Origin of the sequence: Streptomyces sp. NPDC057253 (assembly GCF_042669125.1) — a bacterium.
In the GTDB taxonomy this organism is placed as follows: Bacteria; Actinomycetota; Actinomycetes; order Streptomycetales; family Streptomycetaceae; genus Streptomyces.
Genome location: NZ_JBHUXV010000026.1, coordinates 88,381 through 104,322 on the forward strand (window position 1 = coordinate 88,381; position 15,942 = coordinate 104,322).

Sequence of the window (15,942 nt, forward strand, 5' to 3'; positions counted from 1 at the left end):
ACGTGAGCGAGAGCAGTGCGGAGGCCGTCGTCGACGCCGCCGCGTCGGTGGCCCTCGCCTCCGCGGCGGGGGCGGGCGCCGGCTGGCGCCGGGCGACCGGGGTCGCCGGCGCCGCGATAGGCGTGATCGCCGCGGGCGCCGCGGCGGGCGTCGCCATCGAGCGACTCACCGTCGGGCGCGGCATGCGGCAGAAGGCACGCCTCGCGCTCGACTCGGCCGGGCCCTACGGCGCGCTGCGCGGCACCCCCGGCAAGGCGTACGCCGACGACGGCACCGAGCTGTACTACGAGGTCGACGACGTGGACCCGCAGGCGGCGCCCGCGCTGTCCCCGCGCCGGCGCCGGCTGTTCGGGCGCAAGGCACCCGCTCCGGTCACCGTCGTCTTCAGCCACGGCTACTGCCTCAGCCAGGACTCCTGGCACTTCCAGCGGGCCGCCCTCAGGGGTGTGGTGCGGACCGTGCACTGGGACCAGCGCAGCCACGGCCGGTCCGGGCGGGGCGTACGGCAGGTGCAGGACGGGGTGCCGGTCGACATCGAGCAGCTCGGACGCGACCTGAAGGCCGTCATCGACGCGACCGTGCCCGAGGGGCCGATCGTGCTCGTCGGGCACTCCATGGGCGGCATGACCGTGATGGCGCTGGCCGACGCGTTCCCCGAGCTGATCCGCGACCGGGTGGTCGCGGTGGCCCTGGTCGGCACCTCGTCCGGGCGGCTCGGCGAGGTCAACTTCGGGCTGCCGGTCGCCGGTGTCAATGCCGTACGGCGGGTGCTGCCGGGCGTCCTCAAGGTGCTGGGGCAGCGGGCCGACCTCGTGGAGAAGGGGCGCCGGGCCACCGCCGACCTGTTCGCCGGGATCATCAAGCGGTACTCCTTCGCCTCCCGGGACGTCGACCCGGCCATCGTGCGGTTCGCCGAGCGGATGATCGAGGGCACCCCGATCGACGTGGTCGCCGAGTACTACCCGGCGTTCGACAACCACGACAAGACCGCCGCCCTCGCCCACTTCGCCGACAAGCCGGTCCTCGTGCTCGCCGGGGTGGGGGACATGGTGACGCCCAGCGAGCACAGCGAGGCGATCGCCTCCCTGCTGCCGGAGGCGGAACTGGTCCTGGTCCCGGACGCCGGACACCTGGTCATGCTGGAACACCCGGAAGTGGTCACCGACCGCCTCGCCGACCTCCTCACCCGCGCGGGGGCGGTGCCCGCAGGGGCTACCGTTGGCGGTTATGGAAGCAGTACCGCGCAACCCGGTTGAGACCGAGCTGACCGTCACCTCCCCCGAGCAGATGCGCGAGCTGGGCCTGAAGCTCGCCAAGCTGCTGCGCGCCGGGGACCTCGTGATGCTCAGCGGGGAGCTCGGCGCGGGCAAGACGACCCTGACCCGCGGACTCGGTGAGGGACTCGGGGTGCGGGGGGCCGTGACCTCGCCGACCTTCGTGATCGCCCGGGTGCATCCGTCCCTGGGGGACGGGCCGCCGCTGGTCCACGTGGACGCGTACCGCCTGGGTGGCGGGCTCGACGAGATGGAGGACCTCGATCTCGACGTGTCGCTGCCGGAGTCGGTGGTCGTCGTGGAGTGGGGCGAGGGCAAGGTCGAGGAGCTGACCGACGACCGGCTGCACGTCCAGATCCACCGGGCGGTCGGTGACACCACGGACGAGGTGCGGCACGTGACGCTGACGCCGGTCGGGGAGCGGTGGGCCGCGGCCGACCTCGGCGTGCTCACGGCCTGAGCGCCGGGGCGGCTTTCAAACGGTCGTTTTCCGTGAACGTTCCGACAACGCGTCGGCAAGATATTGCATTCGGTGTCTCGCGCGTGGTCACATGGTACCCAGCCCGTAGTTAGGTGTACCTAACTACGCCCGCCCCCGAACTCCAGGAGGCGTCCATGTCGGCCACCGAGAACCGGCCCCGACCGCAGCCACGCGCGATCGCCGGCGGCGTGTCCATGCGCGACCTGCTGGCCTCCTGCGCGGCCGCGGAAGCCGTCTCGACACCCCCACGCCTGCCCGACCCGGGAACCGGCGGCACGGAAGCCACGGCCCGCACCCACCCCAAGGCCGCCTGACCGACCGAAGCCCCCGGGGCTGCCGACCTGTCCGACCCGTCGGCCGACGCGGGGCCGCCTCACCGTCCCGAAGCCTCCTGGCCGACGGTGGGCCGATCGACCGACCGGGCCCGGGGCTCGCCGACTGACGCGGGCCGCCCGACCAGCCGGAGCCACCTCGACCGACTGGCTGCCCGACCGGCCGGAGGCCTCTGGCCGACGCGCGGGTGCCGACTGTCCAGGGCCCGCCGGCGACGCGGGTTCGCCGCCTGAGCTGCCCAAGGCCTGCCGGCCGACGCGGGGCCGCCCGACCTGCCCGAGGTCCAGGCCGGCCCGAGGGCCTCCGGCAGGGCTCGGGCCCGAGGTTCCCAACCTGCCCGAGCCCCCAGCCGGTCCCAGGGCCCCCGCCCCCGGCAGGGCTCAGTGGACCACGACGACCTTCGCTCCGATCATCGCGAAAGTCCACATCGCGTTGCCGTCCTCGCGGGACTCTCGGATGCCGCCCGTCAGGACGGTGTCCGAGGTGGCGAGGGGGGCCGGGTCCTGGACGGGCGCGCTGAAGCCGATGGCCACTCCGTCGGCGCCGGAGGCGAAGCGGACCACGTGTTCGACGGGGATGCCGTCGGTGCCGGTGATCGCGTTGGATCGGGAGGTGACCGCGTAGACGCCGGGGGCCGGGTCGACGTTCCCCGGCGTGACCTTGAAGGTGCGGGTGACCACGTCGCCGGTGCTCACCAGCCAGACCCGGTCGCTGTCCAGGGAGTACACGACGCGCGCGCCGGTGCTCGATGCGGCGGGGAGGGCCGTGGGGTCCTTCTTCTGCCGGAGGACCTTCGAGGTGACGGCCGCGGGGGTGCCGTCCGCGCGGGCCTTGGCGGGGGCCGTGGCGTAGGCCTGGTAGCCGAGGACGCCGACCGTCGCGAGGGCCGCTGTGGTGAGGGCGGTTACGAAGCCTGCGCTGCTGGATGCCACCGATACCTCTTGCAGTATTTGGTCCTGATTTGTGGCGACGGTAGCAGCTCGGAGATCGTCCGCTGCGCCGAAGTCGGCCTGCGGCCGCCCCTCCCGCCCAGGAGCCGTAGGCTGTTCGCGTGCTGTTGCTCGCTCTGGATACCGCCACGCCCGCCGTGACCGTCGCTCTGCACGACGGACAGGACGTACTCGCCTCCTTCAGTCAGGTGGACGCCCGTCGGCACGGGGAACTGCTCCTTCCGGCCGTCGACCGGGTGCTCGCGGCCGCGGGGGTGACGCTGGACGCCGTCACCGCGATCGTCGTGGGGACCGGACCGGGGCCCTACACCGGGCTGCGGGTCGGACTCATGACCGCGGACACCTTCGGACTCGCGCTCGGCGTGCCCGTGCACGGCGTGTGCACCCTGGACGGCCTCGCCTACGCGGCCGACCTGGAGGCACCCTTCGTCGTGGCCACCGACGCGCGGCGCAAGGAGGTCTACTGGGCGCGGTACGAGGACTCCCGCACCCGAACCGGTGAACCCTCCGTCGACCGGCCCGCCGACATCGCCGAGCGGGTCGCGGGACTGCCCGCCGTCGGAGCCGGGGCGCTGCTCTACCCCGACACCTTCCCCGCCGCCCACGAGCCCGAGCACGTCAGTGCCGCCGCCCTCGCCGCCCTCGCGGCCGAGAGGCTCGCGGCCGGCGCGGAACTGCCCGCACCCCGCCCGCTGTACCTGCGGCGGCCCGACGCCCAGGTGCCCAAGAACTACAAGGTGGTCACCCCCAAGTGACCTCCCCCGTGATTCCTGTGCTGCGCGAGATGCGCTGGTGGGACATCGACCCCGTCCTGGAGCTGGAGAAGGACCTCTTCCCGGAGGACGCCTGGTCCCGGGGCATGTTCTGGTCCGAGCTGGCGCACTCGCGGGGGCCCGACGCGACCCGGCGGTACGTGGTGGCCGAGGAGGGCGAGCGGATCGTGGGGTACGCGGGGCTCGCCGTCGCCGGCACTGCGTCTGACAGCGACTCCGCCGCGGGGGCCGACGTACAGACGATCGCCGTCGCCCGTGACCACTGGGGCACCGGGCTCGGGGCGACCCTGCTGACCGAGCTGCTGCGGGCCGCGACCGCCTTCGAGTGCGCCGAGGTCATGCTGGAGTGCCGGATCGACAACGTCCGCGCCCAGAAGCTCTATGAGCGCTTCGGCTTCGAGGCCATCGGGTTCCGGCGCGGCTACTACCAGCCGGGCAATGTGGACGCCCTGGTCATGCGACTCACCGACCCTTCAACTTCCGTACGAGGAACCGAGATCAATGGCTGACGAACCGCTTGTCCTGGGCATCGAGACCTCCTGTGACGAGACCGGCGTCGGCATCGTCCGGGGGACCACCCTGCTGGCCGACGCCATCGCGTCCAGCGTGGACGAGCACGCCCGGTTCGGAGGTGTCGTCCCGGAGGTGGCCTCCCGGGCGCACCTCGAAGCGATGGTGCCGACCATCGAGCGCGCCCTGAAGGAGGCCGGGGTCTCGGCGAGGGACCTCGACGGCATCGCCGTCACCGCCGGTCCCGGACTCGCCGGTGCGCTCCTCGTCGGGGTCTCCGCGGCGAAGGCGTACGCCTACGCCCTCGGCAAGCCCCTCTACGGCGTCAACCACCTGGCCTCGCACATCTGCGTGGACCAGCTGGAGCACGGGGCGCTGCCGGAGCCGACGATGGCGCTGCTGGTCTCCGGCGGCCACTCCTCCCTGCTGCTGTCCTCGGACATCACCTCCGACGTGCGGCCCATGGGCGCCACCATCGACGACGCGGCCGGCGAGGCCTTCGACAAGATCGCCCGGGTGCTGAACCTCGGCTTCCCCGGCGGCCCGGTCATCGACCGGTACGCGAAGGAGGGCGACCCGAACGCGATCTCCTTCCCACGCGGACTGACCGGTCCGCGCGACCCGGCGTACGACTTCTCCTTCTCCGGGCTGAAGACGGCCGTCGCCCGCTGGATCGAGGCCAAGCGGGCCGCGGGGGAGGAGGTGCCGGTGCGGGACGTGGCGGCCTCCTTCCAGGAGGCGGTCGTGGACGTGCTCACCCGCAAGGCCGTGCGGGCCTGCAAGGACGAGGGCGTCGACCACCTGATGATCGGCGGCGGTGTCGCCGCCAACTCGCGGCTGCGGGTCCTCGCCCAGGAGCGCTGCGAGGCCGCCGGGATCCGGCTGCGGGTCCCGCGGCCCAAGCTCTGCACCGACAACGGCGCGATGGTCGCCGCCCTCGGCGCGGAGATGGTGGCCCGCGGCCGCCCGGCCTCCAGCTGGGACCTCTCCGCCGACTCCTCGCTCCCGGTGACGGACCCGCACGTCCCGGGCCACGACCACGTGCACGAGGTCGGCGAGGGGAACCTCTACTCGTGACGGTCGCGCTGATGTGGGAGGCCCGGGCGGTCGACGGCCGCGGCGAGGAACTCCTCGCCTGGGCCCGCCGCCAGGAGCTTGCCGTACGACCCCTGCGACGCGAGACCCTCCGGGCCCCGCAGGACCGCGTCCTGGTCATCACGTGGTGGGACGCGTCCTACGACGCCGACCTGCCCGAACTCCCGGAGCCGGGCGGTGAGTTGGTCGCCAGGGCGGTGCACAGGTGGCGGTTCGAGTCGGTGGACTGACCCCGGTCCCTACGCCACCTCCGTCTCGCAGCGCAGTCGGCGGTCCGGGCCCAGCTCCCGTACCGGGCCCGTCAGGTGCAGTCGTGTCGTGTGGCGGGGCTCGGCGCTCGACGCGGAGAGCCGTAGTTCCAGGTCGCCCGGTTCCACGATCCTCCTGCCCGTGCGGTCGGTGAAGGCGGACAGGTCCGCGTGGAAGCGGAAGGTCACGCGGCGGGACTCGCCCGGGGCCAACTCCAGCCGCCGGTAACCGATCAGGCGGACGTCCGGGCGGGTCACCGAGGCCACCGGGTCGTGCAGGTACAGCTGGACGACCTCGGCGCCCGCGTGGTCGCCCGTGTTGCGGACGGTGACGGCGAGGTCGTAGGAGCCGTCGGTCGTGATGGTCGGGGTCGAGCCCTCGAAGTCGTCCCAGGTGAACTCCGTGTAGGAGCGCCCGTGGCCGAAGGGGTACAGCGGGGTCGGGTCCAGGTTGCTGACCTCGCCCGCGAGGCCGAGCGGTGGCTGGAGGTAGGTCCAGGGCTGGCCGCCGGGCACCTGCGGGACGCTCACCGGGAGGCGGCCCGAGGGGTTCACCCGGCCCGAGAGGACCCCGGCGACCGCCGGGCCGCCCTCCTCGCCGGGGAAGAACGCCTGGACCACCGCACCGAGCCGGCCCTGCCAGCGACCGAGCGCGTAGGGGCGGCCGGTGAGGAGGACGAGCACGACCGGGACGCCGGTCGCGACCAGGGTGTCCAGCAACTCGCCCTGGACGCCCGGCAGTCGCAGGTCCGTCACATCGCAGCCCTCGCCCGAGGTACCGCGCCCGAACAGGCCCGCCCGGTCGCCCAGCACTGCCACGCACACGTCCGCCTCGGCCGTCCTCGCCACCGCCTCCTCGAAGCCCGCCGTGTCCGGGTCGTCGACCCCGCAGCCCTCGGTGAACGTCACCTTGGCGTCCGGGAGTTCGGTGCGCAGCGCCTGGAGGACCGTGGGGATCTCGATGCCCATCGGGACGTCCGGGTGGTGGGTGAGGACGTGGGAGGGGAAGGAGTAGCAGCCGAGCATCGCCAGCGCGTCGGCGGCCCGCGGGCCGACGACCGCGATCCGGGTGTCCGGCGCCAGCGGGAGCAGGCCGTCCGGGTTGTCGAGGAGCACCACCGACTCCTCGGCCAGGCGGCGGGCCAGCGCCCGGTTCGCCGTCGAGTCCAGGTCGATCCGCCCGGTGGGCTCCGGGTTCCAGTCCTCGTCCAGCAGGCCCAGCTCGCACTTCTGGAGCAGGACCCGGCGGGCCGCCCGGTCGATCAGGGACTCCGGGACCTCCCCGGCCCGGACCGCCTCGACGAGCGGCCGGCCGTAGCACTTCACCGTCGGCAGCTCGACGTCCAGCCCCGCCTCCAGGGCCGCGTGGGCCGCGCCCGCCTCGGTGCCCGCGATCCGGTGCTGGGTCTGGAGGAAGCCGACGCCGAAGTAGTCGGCGACCACCGTGCCGGTGAACCCCCACTGCTCGCGCAGGAGTTCGGTCAGCAGGCCGGGGTCTGCGGAGGCCGGGACACCGTCGGTGTCGGTGTACGCGGCCATCACCGAGCGCGCCCCGCCCTCGCGCAGCGCGAACTCGAAGGGCGGCAGGGTGATGTCGGCGAACTCCCGCACCCCGGCCCGCACGGGCGCGAGATTGCGGGCGCCCGCCGAGGAGGCGTACCCGGCGAAGTGCTTGAGCGTGGCGACGATCCCGGCCGACTCCAGGCCCCGGACGTACGCTGCGCCGATCGTGCCCACCAGGTACGGGTCCTCGCCGATCGTCTCCTCGACCCGCCCCCAGCGCGGGTCGCGGACGACGTCCAGAACGGGGGCCAGTCCCTGGTGGACGCCGACCGCACGCAGGTCGCGGCCGATGGCGCCGGCCATCTCCGCGACCAGTTCGGAGTCCCAGCTCGCCCCCCAGGCGAGCGGGACCGGATAGGCGGTCGCCCGCCAGGTGGTGAAGCCGGCCAGGCACTCCTCGTGGGCCAGCGCCGGAATGCCGAAGCGGCCGGCCTCCGCGATACGGCGCTGGGCGCGGGCCAGTGCCTGCGCGCCCAGCGCCGGGTCCACGGGGGCGGTGCCGAAGGGGCGGGTGAGCTGGCCGAGCCCTCGGGTGATCAGCTCGTCCCAGTCGTACTCGGCGGTCATCTCGCGTTGCAGGGGAGCGACGCCGTCCCCGTCCGTGCTGGCGCCCACCCACACGCCGTACAGCTGGGCGGTCTTCTCCTCCAGGGTCATCCGGGAGAGGAGGTCGTCGACGCGGGCGGCGGCGGTCAGGGCGGGGTCACGCCAGGGCGCGGTGGTCATGTAACTCCTGTCGGGCTCGACTGTCGGGTCGACGACGACCTTCGCGAATGTTTCGATGTTAAATCCGAATGTTTTGGGAACCTAGGGCCGGCACGAGGGTTCGTCAAGAGGTCGTGCAGGGATACGATCGCCGCCATGACACCCCCGGAGCCCGCTGAAACCCGGACGACATCCCCTGCGGTGGGGCGGTCGCAGCAGACCGCGACCCTCGCCGAGATCGCCCGGGAGGCCGGCGTCTCGGCGCCGACAGTTTCGAAGGTCCTCAACGGCCGGGCCGACGTCGCGCCCGCGACCCGCGCCCGCGTCGAGGACCTGCTGCGCGCGCACGGCTACCGGCGCCGCCGTGCCGAGGCGAGCCGCTCGCCCCTGATCGACCTGGTCTTCCACGAGCTGGAGAGCGCGTGGGCGATGGAGGTCATCCGGGGCGTGGAGAACGTCGCCCGGGACGCCGGGCTCAGCGTGGTGCTGAGCGAGAGCGCCGGGCGGCTCACCCCCGGGCGCACCTGGGCCGACCAGGTCGCCGCCCGCCGCCCCTACGGCGTGGTCCTCGTGCTGTCCGGGCTCGACGAGTCCCAGCGCGCGCTGCTGAGCAGCAGGTCGATCCCGTTCGTGGTGATGGACCCGGCCGGCGATCCGGGCGCCGACGTGCCCTCGATCGGCGCCACCAACTGGCAGGGCGGGCTCGCCGCCACCCGGCACCTCGTCGAGCTCGGGCACCGGCGGATCGGCACGATCACCGGACCCTCCCGGATGATGTGCAGCCGCGCTCGCGTCGACGGCTACCGGGCCGCGCTGGAGACCGCCGGGCTGCCCGTCGACCCCGGGCTGATCATGCCCGGCGATTTCCACCACGAGACCGGCTACCGCCAGGGCCTGGAACTGCTGCGCCGCCCGGACCGGCCCACCGCGGTCTTCGCCGGCAACGACCTCCAGGCGCTCGGCCTGTACGAGGCCGCGCGCGAGCTGGGGCTGCGGATTCCGGAGGACCTGAGCGTGGTCGGGTTCGACGATCTGCCGGTGGCGCGGTGGGTGGGGCCGCCGCTGACGACCGTACGGCAGCCGCTGACGGAGATGGCCGAGGCTGCGGCGAAGCTGGTGCTCGACCTTGGCCGGGAGGACCAGGTGCCTGCGGCGACGCGGGTGGAGTTGGCTACGAGCCTGGTTGTCCGTAGTAGTTGCGCCGGGGTGGAGCGGGGCGCCTAGGGGGGCGCCTCGTCGGTTGTCTCGCGGGTGCGGCTGCGTTGTGGCTGGTCGCGCCCACGCGGCGGAGCCGCATGTCGACACAGCCCCGCGCCCCTGGGCAAGTGACCTTGACCGGTGAGGGCCGGCACCCATCCGCCTCCGAAGTCAGTCGGCTATGTCGCCGAAAGTTTCGAAGGGGTGCCCAGTCTGAGAATTTCCGAAGAACAAGGCCTCAAAGCTCCTGGCCGTAATAATTCGGACTTACGTTCTTCCCCGTGACGGGAGAAGACGAGAACGGGGACACGGGCAGAAGACCGGGCCGGCGACCGAAGGTGCTGAAGGTCGTCGGCCTTGGTCTGGCGGGTCTGCTGGTGCTGGGGGTCGGGACGGCCGGCTGGGCCTACTGGCATCTCAACAACAACATCAAGAGCGTCGACATCAACAGCGCGCTCGGCGACGACCGACCGCCCAGGCCGACCCCGTCCCCCTCGGCCTCGGCCTCCGCCAGCGCGGCCCCGCTGCCCACCGGAGCCGTGAACATCCTGGTCCTCGGCTCGGACTCGCGCAGCGGCAAGGAGAACAAGGCGCTCGGCGGCGGCAGCAGTACCGGGGCCCGTTCCGACACCGCGATGGTCGTGCACATCGACGCGGGGCGCACCGGGGCCACGATCGTCAGCATCCCCCGCGACACCCTCGTCACCCGCCCCTCCTGCCCGCTGAAGAGCGGCGGCTCCACGGCGGTGGCATACGGGGCGATGTTCAACAGCGCCTACTCGGTGGGCGGTCCGGTGTGCGCGGTCAAGACGGTCGAGTCGATCACGAACGTCCGCATGGACCACTACATCGAGATCGACTTCTCGGGTTTCGCGAAGCTGGTGAACGCCCTCGGCGGGGTCACGGTCACCACGGACGAGGACATCGACGACGACGACAGCCATCTGCACCTGAAGGCGGGCACCCACCACCTGGACGGCACCACGGCCCTCGCGCTCGCCCGCACCCGGCACGGCATAGGCGACGGCAGCGACCTGGGCCGCATAGGCCTCCAGCAGACCCTGGTGAAGGCCCTGCTGGAGCAGATCTCCTCGACGAACCTCCTGACCAGCCCCACCAAGCTGTACTCCGTCGCCGACGCGATCACCGGCAGTCTCACCACCGACACCGGCCTCGACTCCCTGACCGAGCTGATGAGCCTCGGCGAGAGCCTGAAGGGCCTGACGAGCGACCGGACGAAGACCGTGACCATGCCGGTGGTGACCGCGCCCTCCAACCCCAACCGGGTGGTGGCCAAGGAGCCCGCGGCGAGCGAGCTGTGGGAGTCGCTGCGCTGACTTCTCCCTGACGTGTGCACCGAAAAACTGGACGCCTGCTGCAACCAGCGGGCGTCCAGGGATGTCTGTTGCGGTGACCACACAGCAGTAAACAGGGGGAACACTGATGTCCAACGCGCGTTCGTACAAAGCCTGGTCCGTGCCGCTGATCGCCGGAGTGCTCGCGCTCGGCGGGATACCCGCCCTCGCGGGCAGCGCCGTGGCGGACGAATCGAAGGCCGTCCAGGACGACTTCAACGGGGACGGCTACAAGGACCTCGCCGTCGGTGCCCCGATCGCCACGATCGGCGGCAAGAAGGGGGCGGGCTACGTCACCGTCATGTACGGCGGCCCGCACGGCCTGACCAAGGACAGCCGCACCATCATCAGCCGCTCGACCAGCGGCATCCCGGGCGACCCCGCCGCGGGCGAGAACTTCGGCTACCAGCTGTCCACGGGGGACCTGGACGGCGACGGGCGCACCGACCTGATCATCGGGCAGGCCGACGCGAACCGGGACGCGGTCGTCGTCTGGGGATCCAAGGAGGGCCTGTCCGGCGGGGTGTCCGTGCCCGCGGCGACCACCCAGGCGGGCGACTTCGACGGTGACAGCTGGCCGGACCTGGTCCTGTTCCGCGGCGGCCGGGCCCCGGGCGACGACCCGCTCGGCACCGAGGCCACCGTCTGGCGGGGCCCGATCTCCCGGGCCGGGAAGCCGACCGCCACGCAGGAGTTCGGCTCGACCAAGGTGGAGCCCTACGACGTGATGTACGCGGCCGCCGGGGACGTCAACGGCGACGGCCGCGACGACCTCGCGCTGACCGTCTACCTCGGCGACGGCGGCGTCGGCTCCCAGCTCTACCTGGCCAACGCCTCCGGAAGCGGCTTCACCTACGCCGCCTCCCCCGAGGGCAGCGGCCAGGTGGCCTTCGGCGACGTCAACGGCGACGGCTTCGACGACGTCGTCCGGGGCGTCCCGAACGACTCCTCGGTCACCGTGGCCCTCGGCTCGGGCTCCGGTCTGAAGCCGGCGTCGACCTGGAAGTCGTACAGCCAGGACACCGAAGGAGTCCCCGGCGCCAAGGAGGAGGGGGACGCCTTCGGCTACGCGGTGTCCGCCGGTGACGTCAACGGCGACGGCTACGCCGACGTGGCCGTGGGCTCGCCCGGCGAGAAGCTCGGCGACAAGGACGGGGCGGGCATGGTCAACGTCCTCCACGGCGGCCGCGGCGGCCTGACCGGCACGGGCGCCCAGGGCTTCACCCAGGACACCGACGGCGTCCCCGGTGCCGCGGAGTCGAGCGACAACTTCGGCGACGCGGTCAGCGTCCTCGACATCAACGGCAACGGCTACGCGGACCTCGCGGCGGCCGCGTCCCGCGAGAACATGGTCGAGGGCGCCAACGCCGGCGAGGGCGCGGTCTGGTCGCTGCGCGGGCGTCCGACGGGCATCGTGACGGACGCGGCGTTCACCTTCGAACCCCGCACGGTCGGGGCTCCGGTCGAGCGGGCGACCTTCGGCGGCTCGCTGTCGTAGCAGGTCAGACCCATGATGGAGGGCCCGGGAAAAAGTCTCCGAAGAAATCCGCGGAGTCTGTCGATCCCGGGCCCTTCCGATCGACGCACTGGTGAGAGGCCGGGAAGGACCGGCCCCGCAGCGACCGAGGAGTCACCATGCCGCGCTACCTGTCGATGGTCCAGATCGACGAGAAGACCGCCCCCGCCGAGGGTCCCTCCGAAGCCCTGATGCAGCGCATGGGGGAGCTGATCGAGGAGATGACCAAGGCCGGGGTGCTGCTGGACACCGCCGGGCTGACGCCGACCGCGCAGGGGGCCCGGGTGCGCTGGGAGAAGGGTGAGCTGTCGGTGACCGACGGTCCCTTCACCGAGGCCAAGGAGGTCGTCGGCGGGTACGCGATCATCCAGGCCAAGGACATGGCCGAGGCGATCGAGTGGACCAAGCGCTTCCTGAAGGTCCACGAGGAGCACTGGACGGTCACCTGCGAGGTCCGGGAGATCGCGGAGGGCTGAGCCGGCTTCCTTGGCTCGGGGACCGCACGGGTGTCGAATGGGGGGCTGTGACCACCTCACAGCCCTCCCGCACCGACGCCCGCGGCTCCGTCGAGACCGTCTTCCGTCTGGAGTCGCCCCGGATCATCGCCGGCGTCACCCGGGTCGTCCGGGACGTCGGCATCGCCGAGGAGCTCGCCCAGGACGCGCTGGTCGCGGCGCTGGAGCAGTGGCCCCGCGACGGCGTCCCCGACAACCCGGGCGCCTGGCTCATGGCCATCGCGCGCCGCAAGGCCGTGGACCTGGTCCGCCGCCGGGAGAACTACGCCCGCAAGCTGGCCGAGATCGGCCGGGACCTCACCGAGACCGCCCCGCCCGAGGAGCCGTCCGACCCCGAGGACATCGACGACGACCTGCTCAGGCTCGTCTTCACCACCTGCCACCCGGTGCTGTCCGCCGAGGCCCGCACCGCGCTCACCCTGCGTCTGCTCGGCGGCCTCACCACCCCCGAGATCGCCCGCGCCTTCCTCGTCCCGGAGGCCACGGTCGCCCAGCGCATCGTGCGCGCCAAGCGGACCCTCGCCACGAAGAACATCGCCTTCGAGGTGCCCTACGGCCCCGACCGCGAGGCCCGCCTCGGCTCGGTCCTGGACGTCATCTACCTGATCTTCAACGAGGGGTACGCGGCCACCGCCGGCGACGACTGGCTGCGCCCCTCCCTGTGCGAGGACGCCCTGCGGCTGGCCCGGCTGCTGTCCGCCCTGATGCCCAAGGAACCCGAAGTGCACGGCCTCGCGGCCCTGTTGGAGTTCCAGGCCTCCCGCACCGCGGCCCGCACCGGCCCGCGCGGCGAACCCGTCCTGCTCAAGGACCAGAACCGCAGCCGCTGGAACCGCATGCTCATCGCCCGCGGCATCAAGGCCCTGTCCCGCGCGGAGGCCACGACCACCGGTGCCCCCGGCCCCTACGCGCTCCAGGCCACCATCGCCGCCTGCCACGCGCACGCGTACTCCTACGAGGAGACCGACTGGCGGGCCATCGCCACCCTCTACGCCCTGCTCGCCGCCCGCGCCCCCTCCCCGGTCGTCGAACTCAACCGCGCGGTCGCCGTCTCCATGGCCGAGGGTCCGGCCCCGGCCCTGGAGATCGTCGACTCCCTCACCGGTGAACCCGCCCTGCACGACTACCACTTGCTGCCGAGCGTCCGCGGCGACCTCCTGGCCCGCCTCGGCCGTACGACGGAGGCCCGGGCGGAGTTCGAGCGGGCGGCCGCGCTGACGCGCAACGAACGGGAGCGGGAGCTGCTCCTGGAGCGGGCCAGGGCGTGTGGATCTTGACCTGAATTCGCACAGGCGTTTACCAGTAACTCGGTTCCCTCGTGTTTCCTTGCGAATTAAAGTGACACGGCCCCCGGTACGGGGGCTGTGACATCCCATGGGGGGACGACAACTTGAGACAGACCATGCGCCGCCGTGCCGCGGCGCTCACGACCGCGGCGGCTCTCGCCGCGGTGGGCACCCTGGCCGCCGCGCCCGGTGCCTCCGCCGACGACGCGGGCCCCTGGCCCGGCACCGAGGGCCGGATCCTGACCGACGGGCCGGTGCTCGTCGACACCGTCACCGGCAAGCAGACCGCGGTTCCCAACACCGCCGGCTGGTATGCAGCCTGGGCCCCGGACGGCAGCCGGCTGGTCACCTCCTGGAGCCAGATCACCAGCATCCGCCCCAGCGGCGGCTCGAAGTTCGACCTGCCCTGGGCCGAGGGAATGCGCTCCAGCGCCCAGTACCAGGACCTGACCTTCTGGTGGGGTGGCCGTTACGTCGTCTTCTCCACCGGCGGCCAGCTCGCCTACGGCCCCTCCGACGCCTCCTGGGCGCCCCGCCCGCTGCTGTCGTCGGCCCTGGAGCCGTCCACCGTCTGCGACACCGACCCGACGGCGAGCCCGTCCGGCACGGTCGCCTTCGAACGCCGTATCAACTACGGCTGCTACGACAACGCCGGCGTGTACGTCTACGACCCGTCCGCCAAGACGGTCAAGCGGGTCCTCACCAACGCCGGGCAGCCCGCCTACTCGCCCGACGGCACCAAGCTGGCCTTCGTCCGCAAGGACACCGACGGCAAGCAGCAGATCTTCACGGCCAAGGCCGACGGCACCGACGTCAAGCAGCTCACCACCGGTCCGGGCTACGTCGCCAACCCGTCCTGGTCGCCGACCGGCAAGCGCATCGTCTTCGACGCGCACACCACGGGCGACAGCTCCGACGTGCAGACCACCGAGTACGCCGACGTGGCCACGGGTGAGCGCACAGCCGTTCCGGGCACCCCGCAGGGCAGCAACCCGAGCTGGCAGCCGCTGCGCAAGAACAACACCGCCCGGATCTGGGGCTCCGGCAGCACCCCGACCCCTGTCGCGGCCTCCCGCTGGACCTGGAACAAGGTCGGACAGCACGCGCCGGGCCTGATGGACGCCAAGGCGGCCGTGCTGACCAACCAGGACAGCACCGCGTACTCGCTGACCGCGCCCGCGCTGGCCGGGAAGAAGCAGGGGCCGGTCCTGGCCACCACGAAGGGCGGGCTGTCGGCGGCGGTGAAGGCCGAGCTGAAGCGGGTGCTGAAGCCGGGCGCCAACGTCTATCTCCTCGGCAACACGTCCGTCCTGAGCTCCACGGTCACCTCCCAGGTGAAGGCCCTCGGCTTCACACCCAAGCGGCTGACCGGCGCGGACCGCTTCGCCACCTCGGTGGCCGTGGCCAAGACGATCACCACCAGCCCGAAGTACGTCTTCCTGGCCTCCGGCACCGACGCCTACGCGTCCCTCCCGGCGGCAGCCGCGGCCGGTGCCGACGGCACGGGCAGCGCGGGCGGTCTGGTCCTCACCAACGGCAAGTCGCTGACGTCGTCGGTGAAGTCGTACCTGAACGGCCTCAACCCCAACAAGACCATGGTCATCCCGGTGGGTGCGGACGCCAGGTACGCGCTGACCCACACGAACTTCTCCCGCTGGCCCTCCACGTACTCGTACTACCCGATCTCGGGGAAGACCAGGGCGGCCCTCTCGGTGGCCGTCGCCAAGTTCTGGTGGAGCACGCCGAGCAACGTGGCCCTCGCCTACTCCGGTTCCTGGCGCGACGGACTGTCGGCGGCCGGGGCGATGAACGTCTTCGGGCCGGTGCTGTGGACCTCCCGCGCCTCTCTCTCGTCCGAGCTGACGAGCTATCTGCTGCGTGAGTCCGCAAGCACCAACACCGTGGTCGCCTTCGGCGGTACGGGCAACCTCTCGGCGGGCACCCTCGGTTCGGCGGGCGCCTCGGTCGCCGCGAACTCCGCCCAGGTCGTCTACACGCCGTTCCGCAACGGCGACGAGCCGGCGAGCAGCCGGACCGCCGCCCTGCGCACCGGCGGCGACGCGACCCTGAACGCCACCGCGGCGCGGACCGGCCCGGTCGGCGCCGATCCGCACCTGGAGCCGCTCAGGACGGTCCAGCAC

At 72.5% G+C, this 15,942-nt stretch carries 15 protein-coding genes; 13 read left to right on the forward strand and 2 right to left on the reverse strand.

All coding sequences use genetic code 11. The features are described from left to right. Positions 1-2: 2 nt before the first annotated feature. The 3 genes from ACFULQ_RS17135 (at position 3) to ACFULQ_RS17145 (ending at position 2,069) form a co-directional block, all read left to right on the forward strand. Positions 3-1,256, forward strand: coding sequence for an alpha/beta fold hydrolase (locus ACFULQ_RS17135; RefSeq protein ID WP_383544211.1), 1,254 nt, complete (start codon positions 3-5; stop codon positions 1,254-1,256). After that, positions 1,228-1,734 carry a tRNA (adenosine(37)-N6)-threonylcarbamoyltransferase complex ATPase subunit type 1 TsaE gene (gene tsaE / locus ACFULQ_RS17140; RefSeq protein ID WP_330264980.1) on the forward strand — a complete coding sequence of 169 codons (507 nt, stop codon included), beginning with the start codon at positions 1,228-1,230 and terminating at the stop codon, positions 1,732-1,734. The genes ACFULQ_RS17135 and tsaE overlap by 29 nt, the downstream gene beginning before the upstream one ends. A 155-nt stretch (positions 1,735-1,889) precedes the next feature. Continuing rightward, positions 1,890-2,069 (forward strand): hypothetical protein, encoded by a 180-nt coding sequence (locus ACFULQ_RS17145; RefSeq protein WP_383544215.1) that lies wholly within the window; start codon positions 1,890-1,892, stop codon positions 2,067-2,069. Between the two features lie 399 nt (positions 2,070-2,468). On the opposite strand, the gene ACFULQ_RS17150 is transcribed toward ACFULQ_RS17145, so the two are convergent. Then, a complete protein-coding gene (locus tag ACFULQ_RS17150; RefSeq protein WP_383544217.1) occupies positions 2,469-3,020 on the reverse strand; it encodes a hypothetical protein in 552 nt (183 codons plus the stop codon). A 119-nt stretch (positions 3,021-3,139) separates the two neighbouring features. Between ACFULQ_RS17150 and tsaB the strand changes: the two genes are divergently transcribed. The 4 genes from tsaB to ACFULQ_RS17170 are packed head-to-tail and all read left to right on the forward strand — an operon-like array spanning position 3,140 to position 5,646. After that, the gene (gene tsaB / locus ACFULQ_RS17155; protein WP_383544220.1) at positions 3,140-3,793 is read left to right on the forward strand and encodes a tRNA (adenosine(37)-N6)-threonylcarbamoyltransferase complex dimerization subunit type 1 TsaB; all 654 of its coding nucleotides are present in this window, start codon (positions 3,140-3,142) and stop codon (positions 3,791-3,793) included. After that, positions 3,790-4,320: a ribosomal protein S18-alanine N-acetyltransferase gene (gene rimI, locus ACFULQ_RS17160; RefSeq protein ID WP_383544223.1), complete on the forward strand. Its 531-nt coding sequence runs from the start codon at positions 3,790-3,792 to the stop codon at positions 4,318-4,320. Before tsaB ends, rimI begins: the two co-directional genes overlap by 4 nt. Further along, complete coding sequence (tsaD, locus tag ACFULQ_RS17165) at positions 4,313-5,398, forward strand: tRNA (adenosine(37)-N6)-threonylcarbamoyltransferase complex transferase subunit TsaD (RefSeq protein ID WP_383544226.1); 1,086 nt, start codon at positions 4,313-4,315, stop codon at positions 5,396-5,398. Before rimI ends, tsaD begins: the two co-directional genes overlap by 8 nt. Further along, the gene (locus tag ACFULQ_RS17170) at positions 5,395-5,646 is read left to right on the forward strand and encodes a hypothetical protein (RefSeq protein WP_383544229.1); all 252 of its coding nucleotides are present in this window, start codon (positions 5,395-5,397) and stop codon (positions 5,644-5,646) included. Before tsaD ends, ACFULQ_RS17170 begins: the two co-directional genes overlap by 4 nt. A gap of 9 nt (positions 5,647-5,655) precedes the next feature. On the opposite strand, the gene ACFULQ_RS17175 is transcribed toward ACFULQ_RS17170, so the two are convergent. Next, positions 5,656-7,953: a glycoside hydrolase family 3 N-terminal domain-containing protein gene (locus ACFULQ_RS17175; protein ID WP_383544231.1), complete on the reverse strand. Its 2,298-nt coding sequence runs from the start codon at positions 7,951-7,953 to the stop codon at positions 5,656-5,658. Positions 7,954-8,088: 135 nt separating this feature from the next. Here ACFULQ_RS17175 and ACFULQ_RS17180 point away from each other — a divergent pair, with 135 nt between their 5' ends. The 6 genes from ACFULQ_RS17180 to ACFULQ_RS17205 form a co-directional block, all read left to right on the forward strand. Beyond that, complete coding sequence (locus ACFULQ_RS17180) at positions 8,089-9,156, forward strand: LacI family DNA-binding transcriptional regulator (protein WP_383544233.1); 1,068 nt, start codon at positions 8,089-8,091, stop codon at positions 9,154-9,156. 254 nt (positions 9,157-9,410) lie between these two features. Further along, complete coding sequence (locus ACFULQ_RS17185; protein ID WP_383544236.1) at positions 9,411-10,466, forward strand: LCP family protein; 1,056 nt, start codon at positions 9,411-9,413, stop codon at positions 10,464-10,466. 106 nt (positions 10,467-10,572) lie between these two features. Then, positions 10,573-11,982: an FG-GAP and VCBS repeat-containing protein gene (locus tag ACFULQ_RS17190; RefSeq protein WP_383544239.1), complete on the forward strand. Its 1,410-nt coding sequence runs from the start codon at positions 10,573-10,575 to the stop codon at positions 11,980-11,982. 137 nt (positions 11,983-12,119) lie between these two features. Next, positions 12,120-12,476 carry a YciI family protein gene (locus ACFULQ_RS17195; protein WP_383544242.1) on the forward strand — a complete coding sequence of 119 codons (357 nt, stop codon included), beginning with the start codon at positions 12,120-12,122 and terminating at the stop codon, positions 12,474-12,476. A 47-nt stretch (positions 12,477-12,523) separates the two neighbouring features. Next, on the forward strand, positions 12,524-13,792 hold the full coding sequence (locus ACFULQ_RS17200; protein ID WP_383544245.1) for an RNA polymerase sigma factor: 1,269 nt from the start codon (positions 12,524-12,526) through the stop codon (positions 13,790-13,792). Positions 13,793-13,905: 113 nt separating this feature from the next. Continuing rightward, a partial coding sequence (locus ACFULQ_RS17205) for a cell wall-binding repeat-containing protein (protein WP_383544247.1) occupies positions 13,906-15,942 on the forward strand: 2,037 nt, incomplete at its 3' end.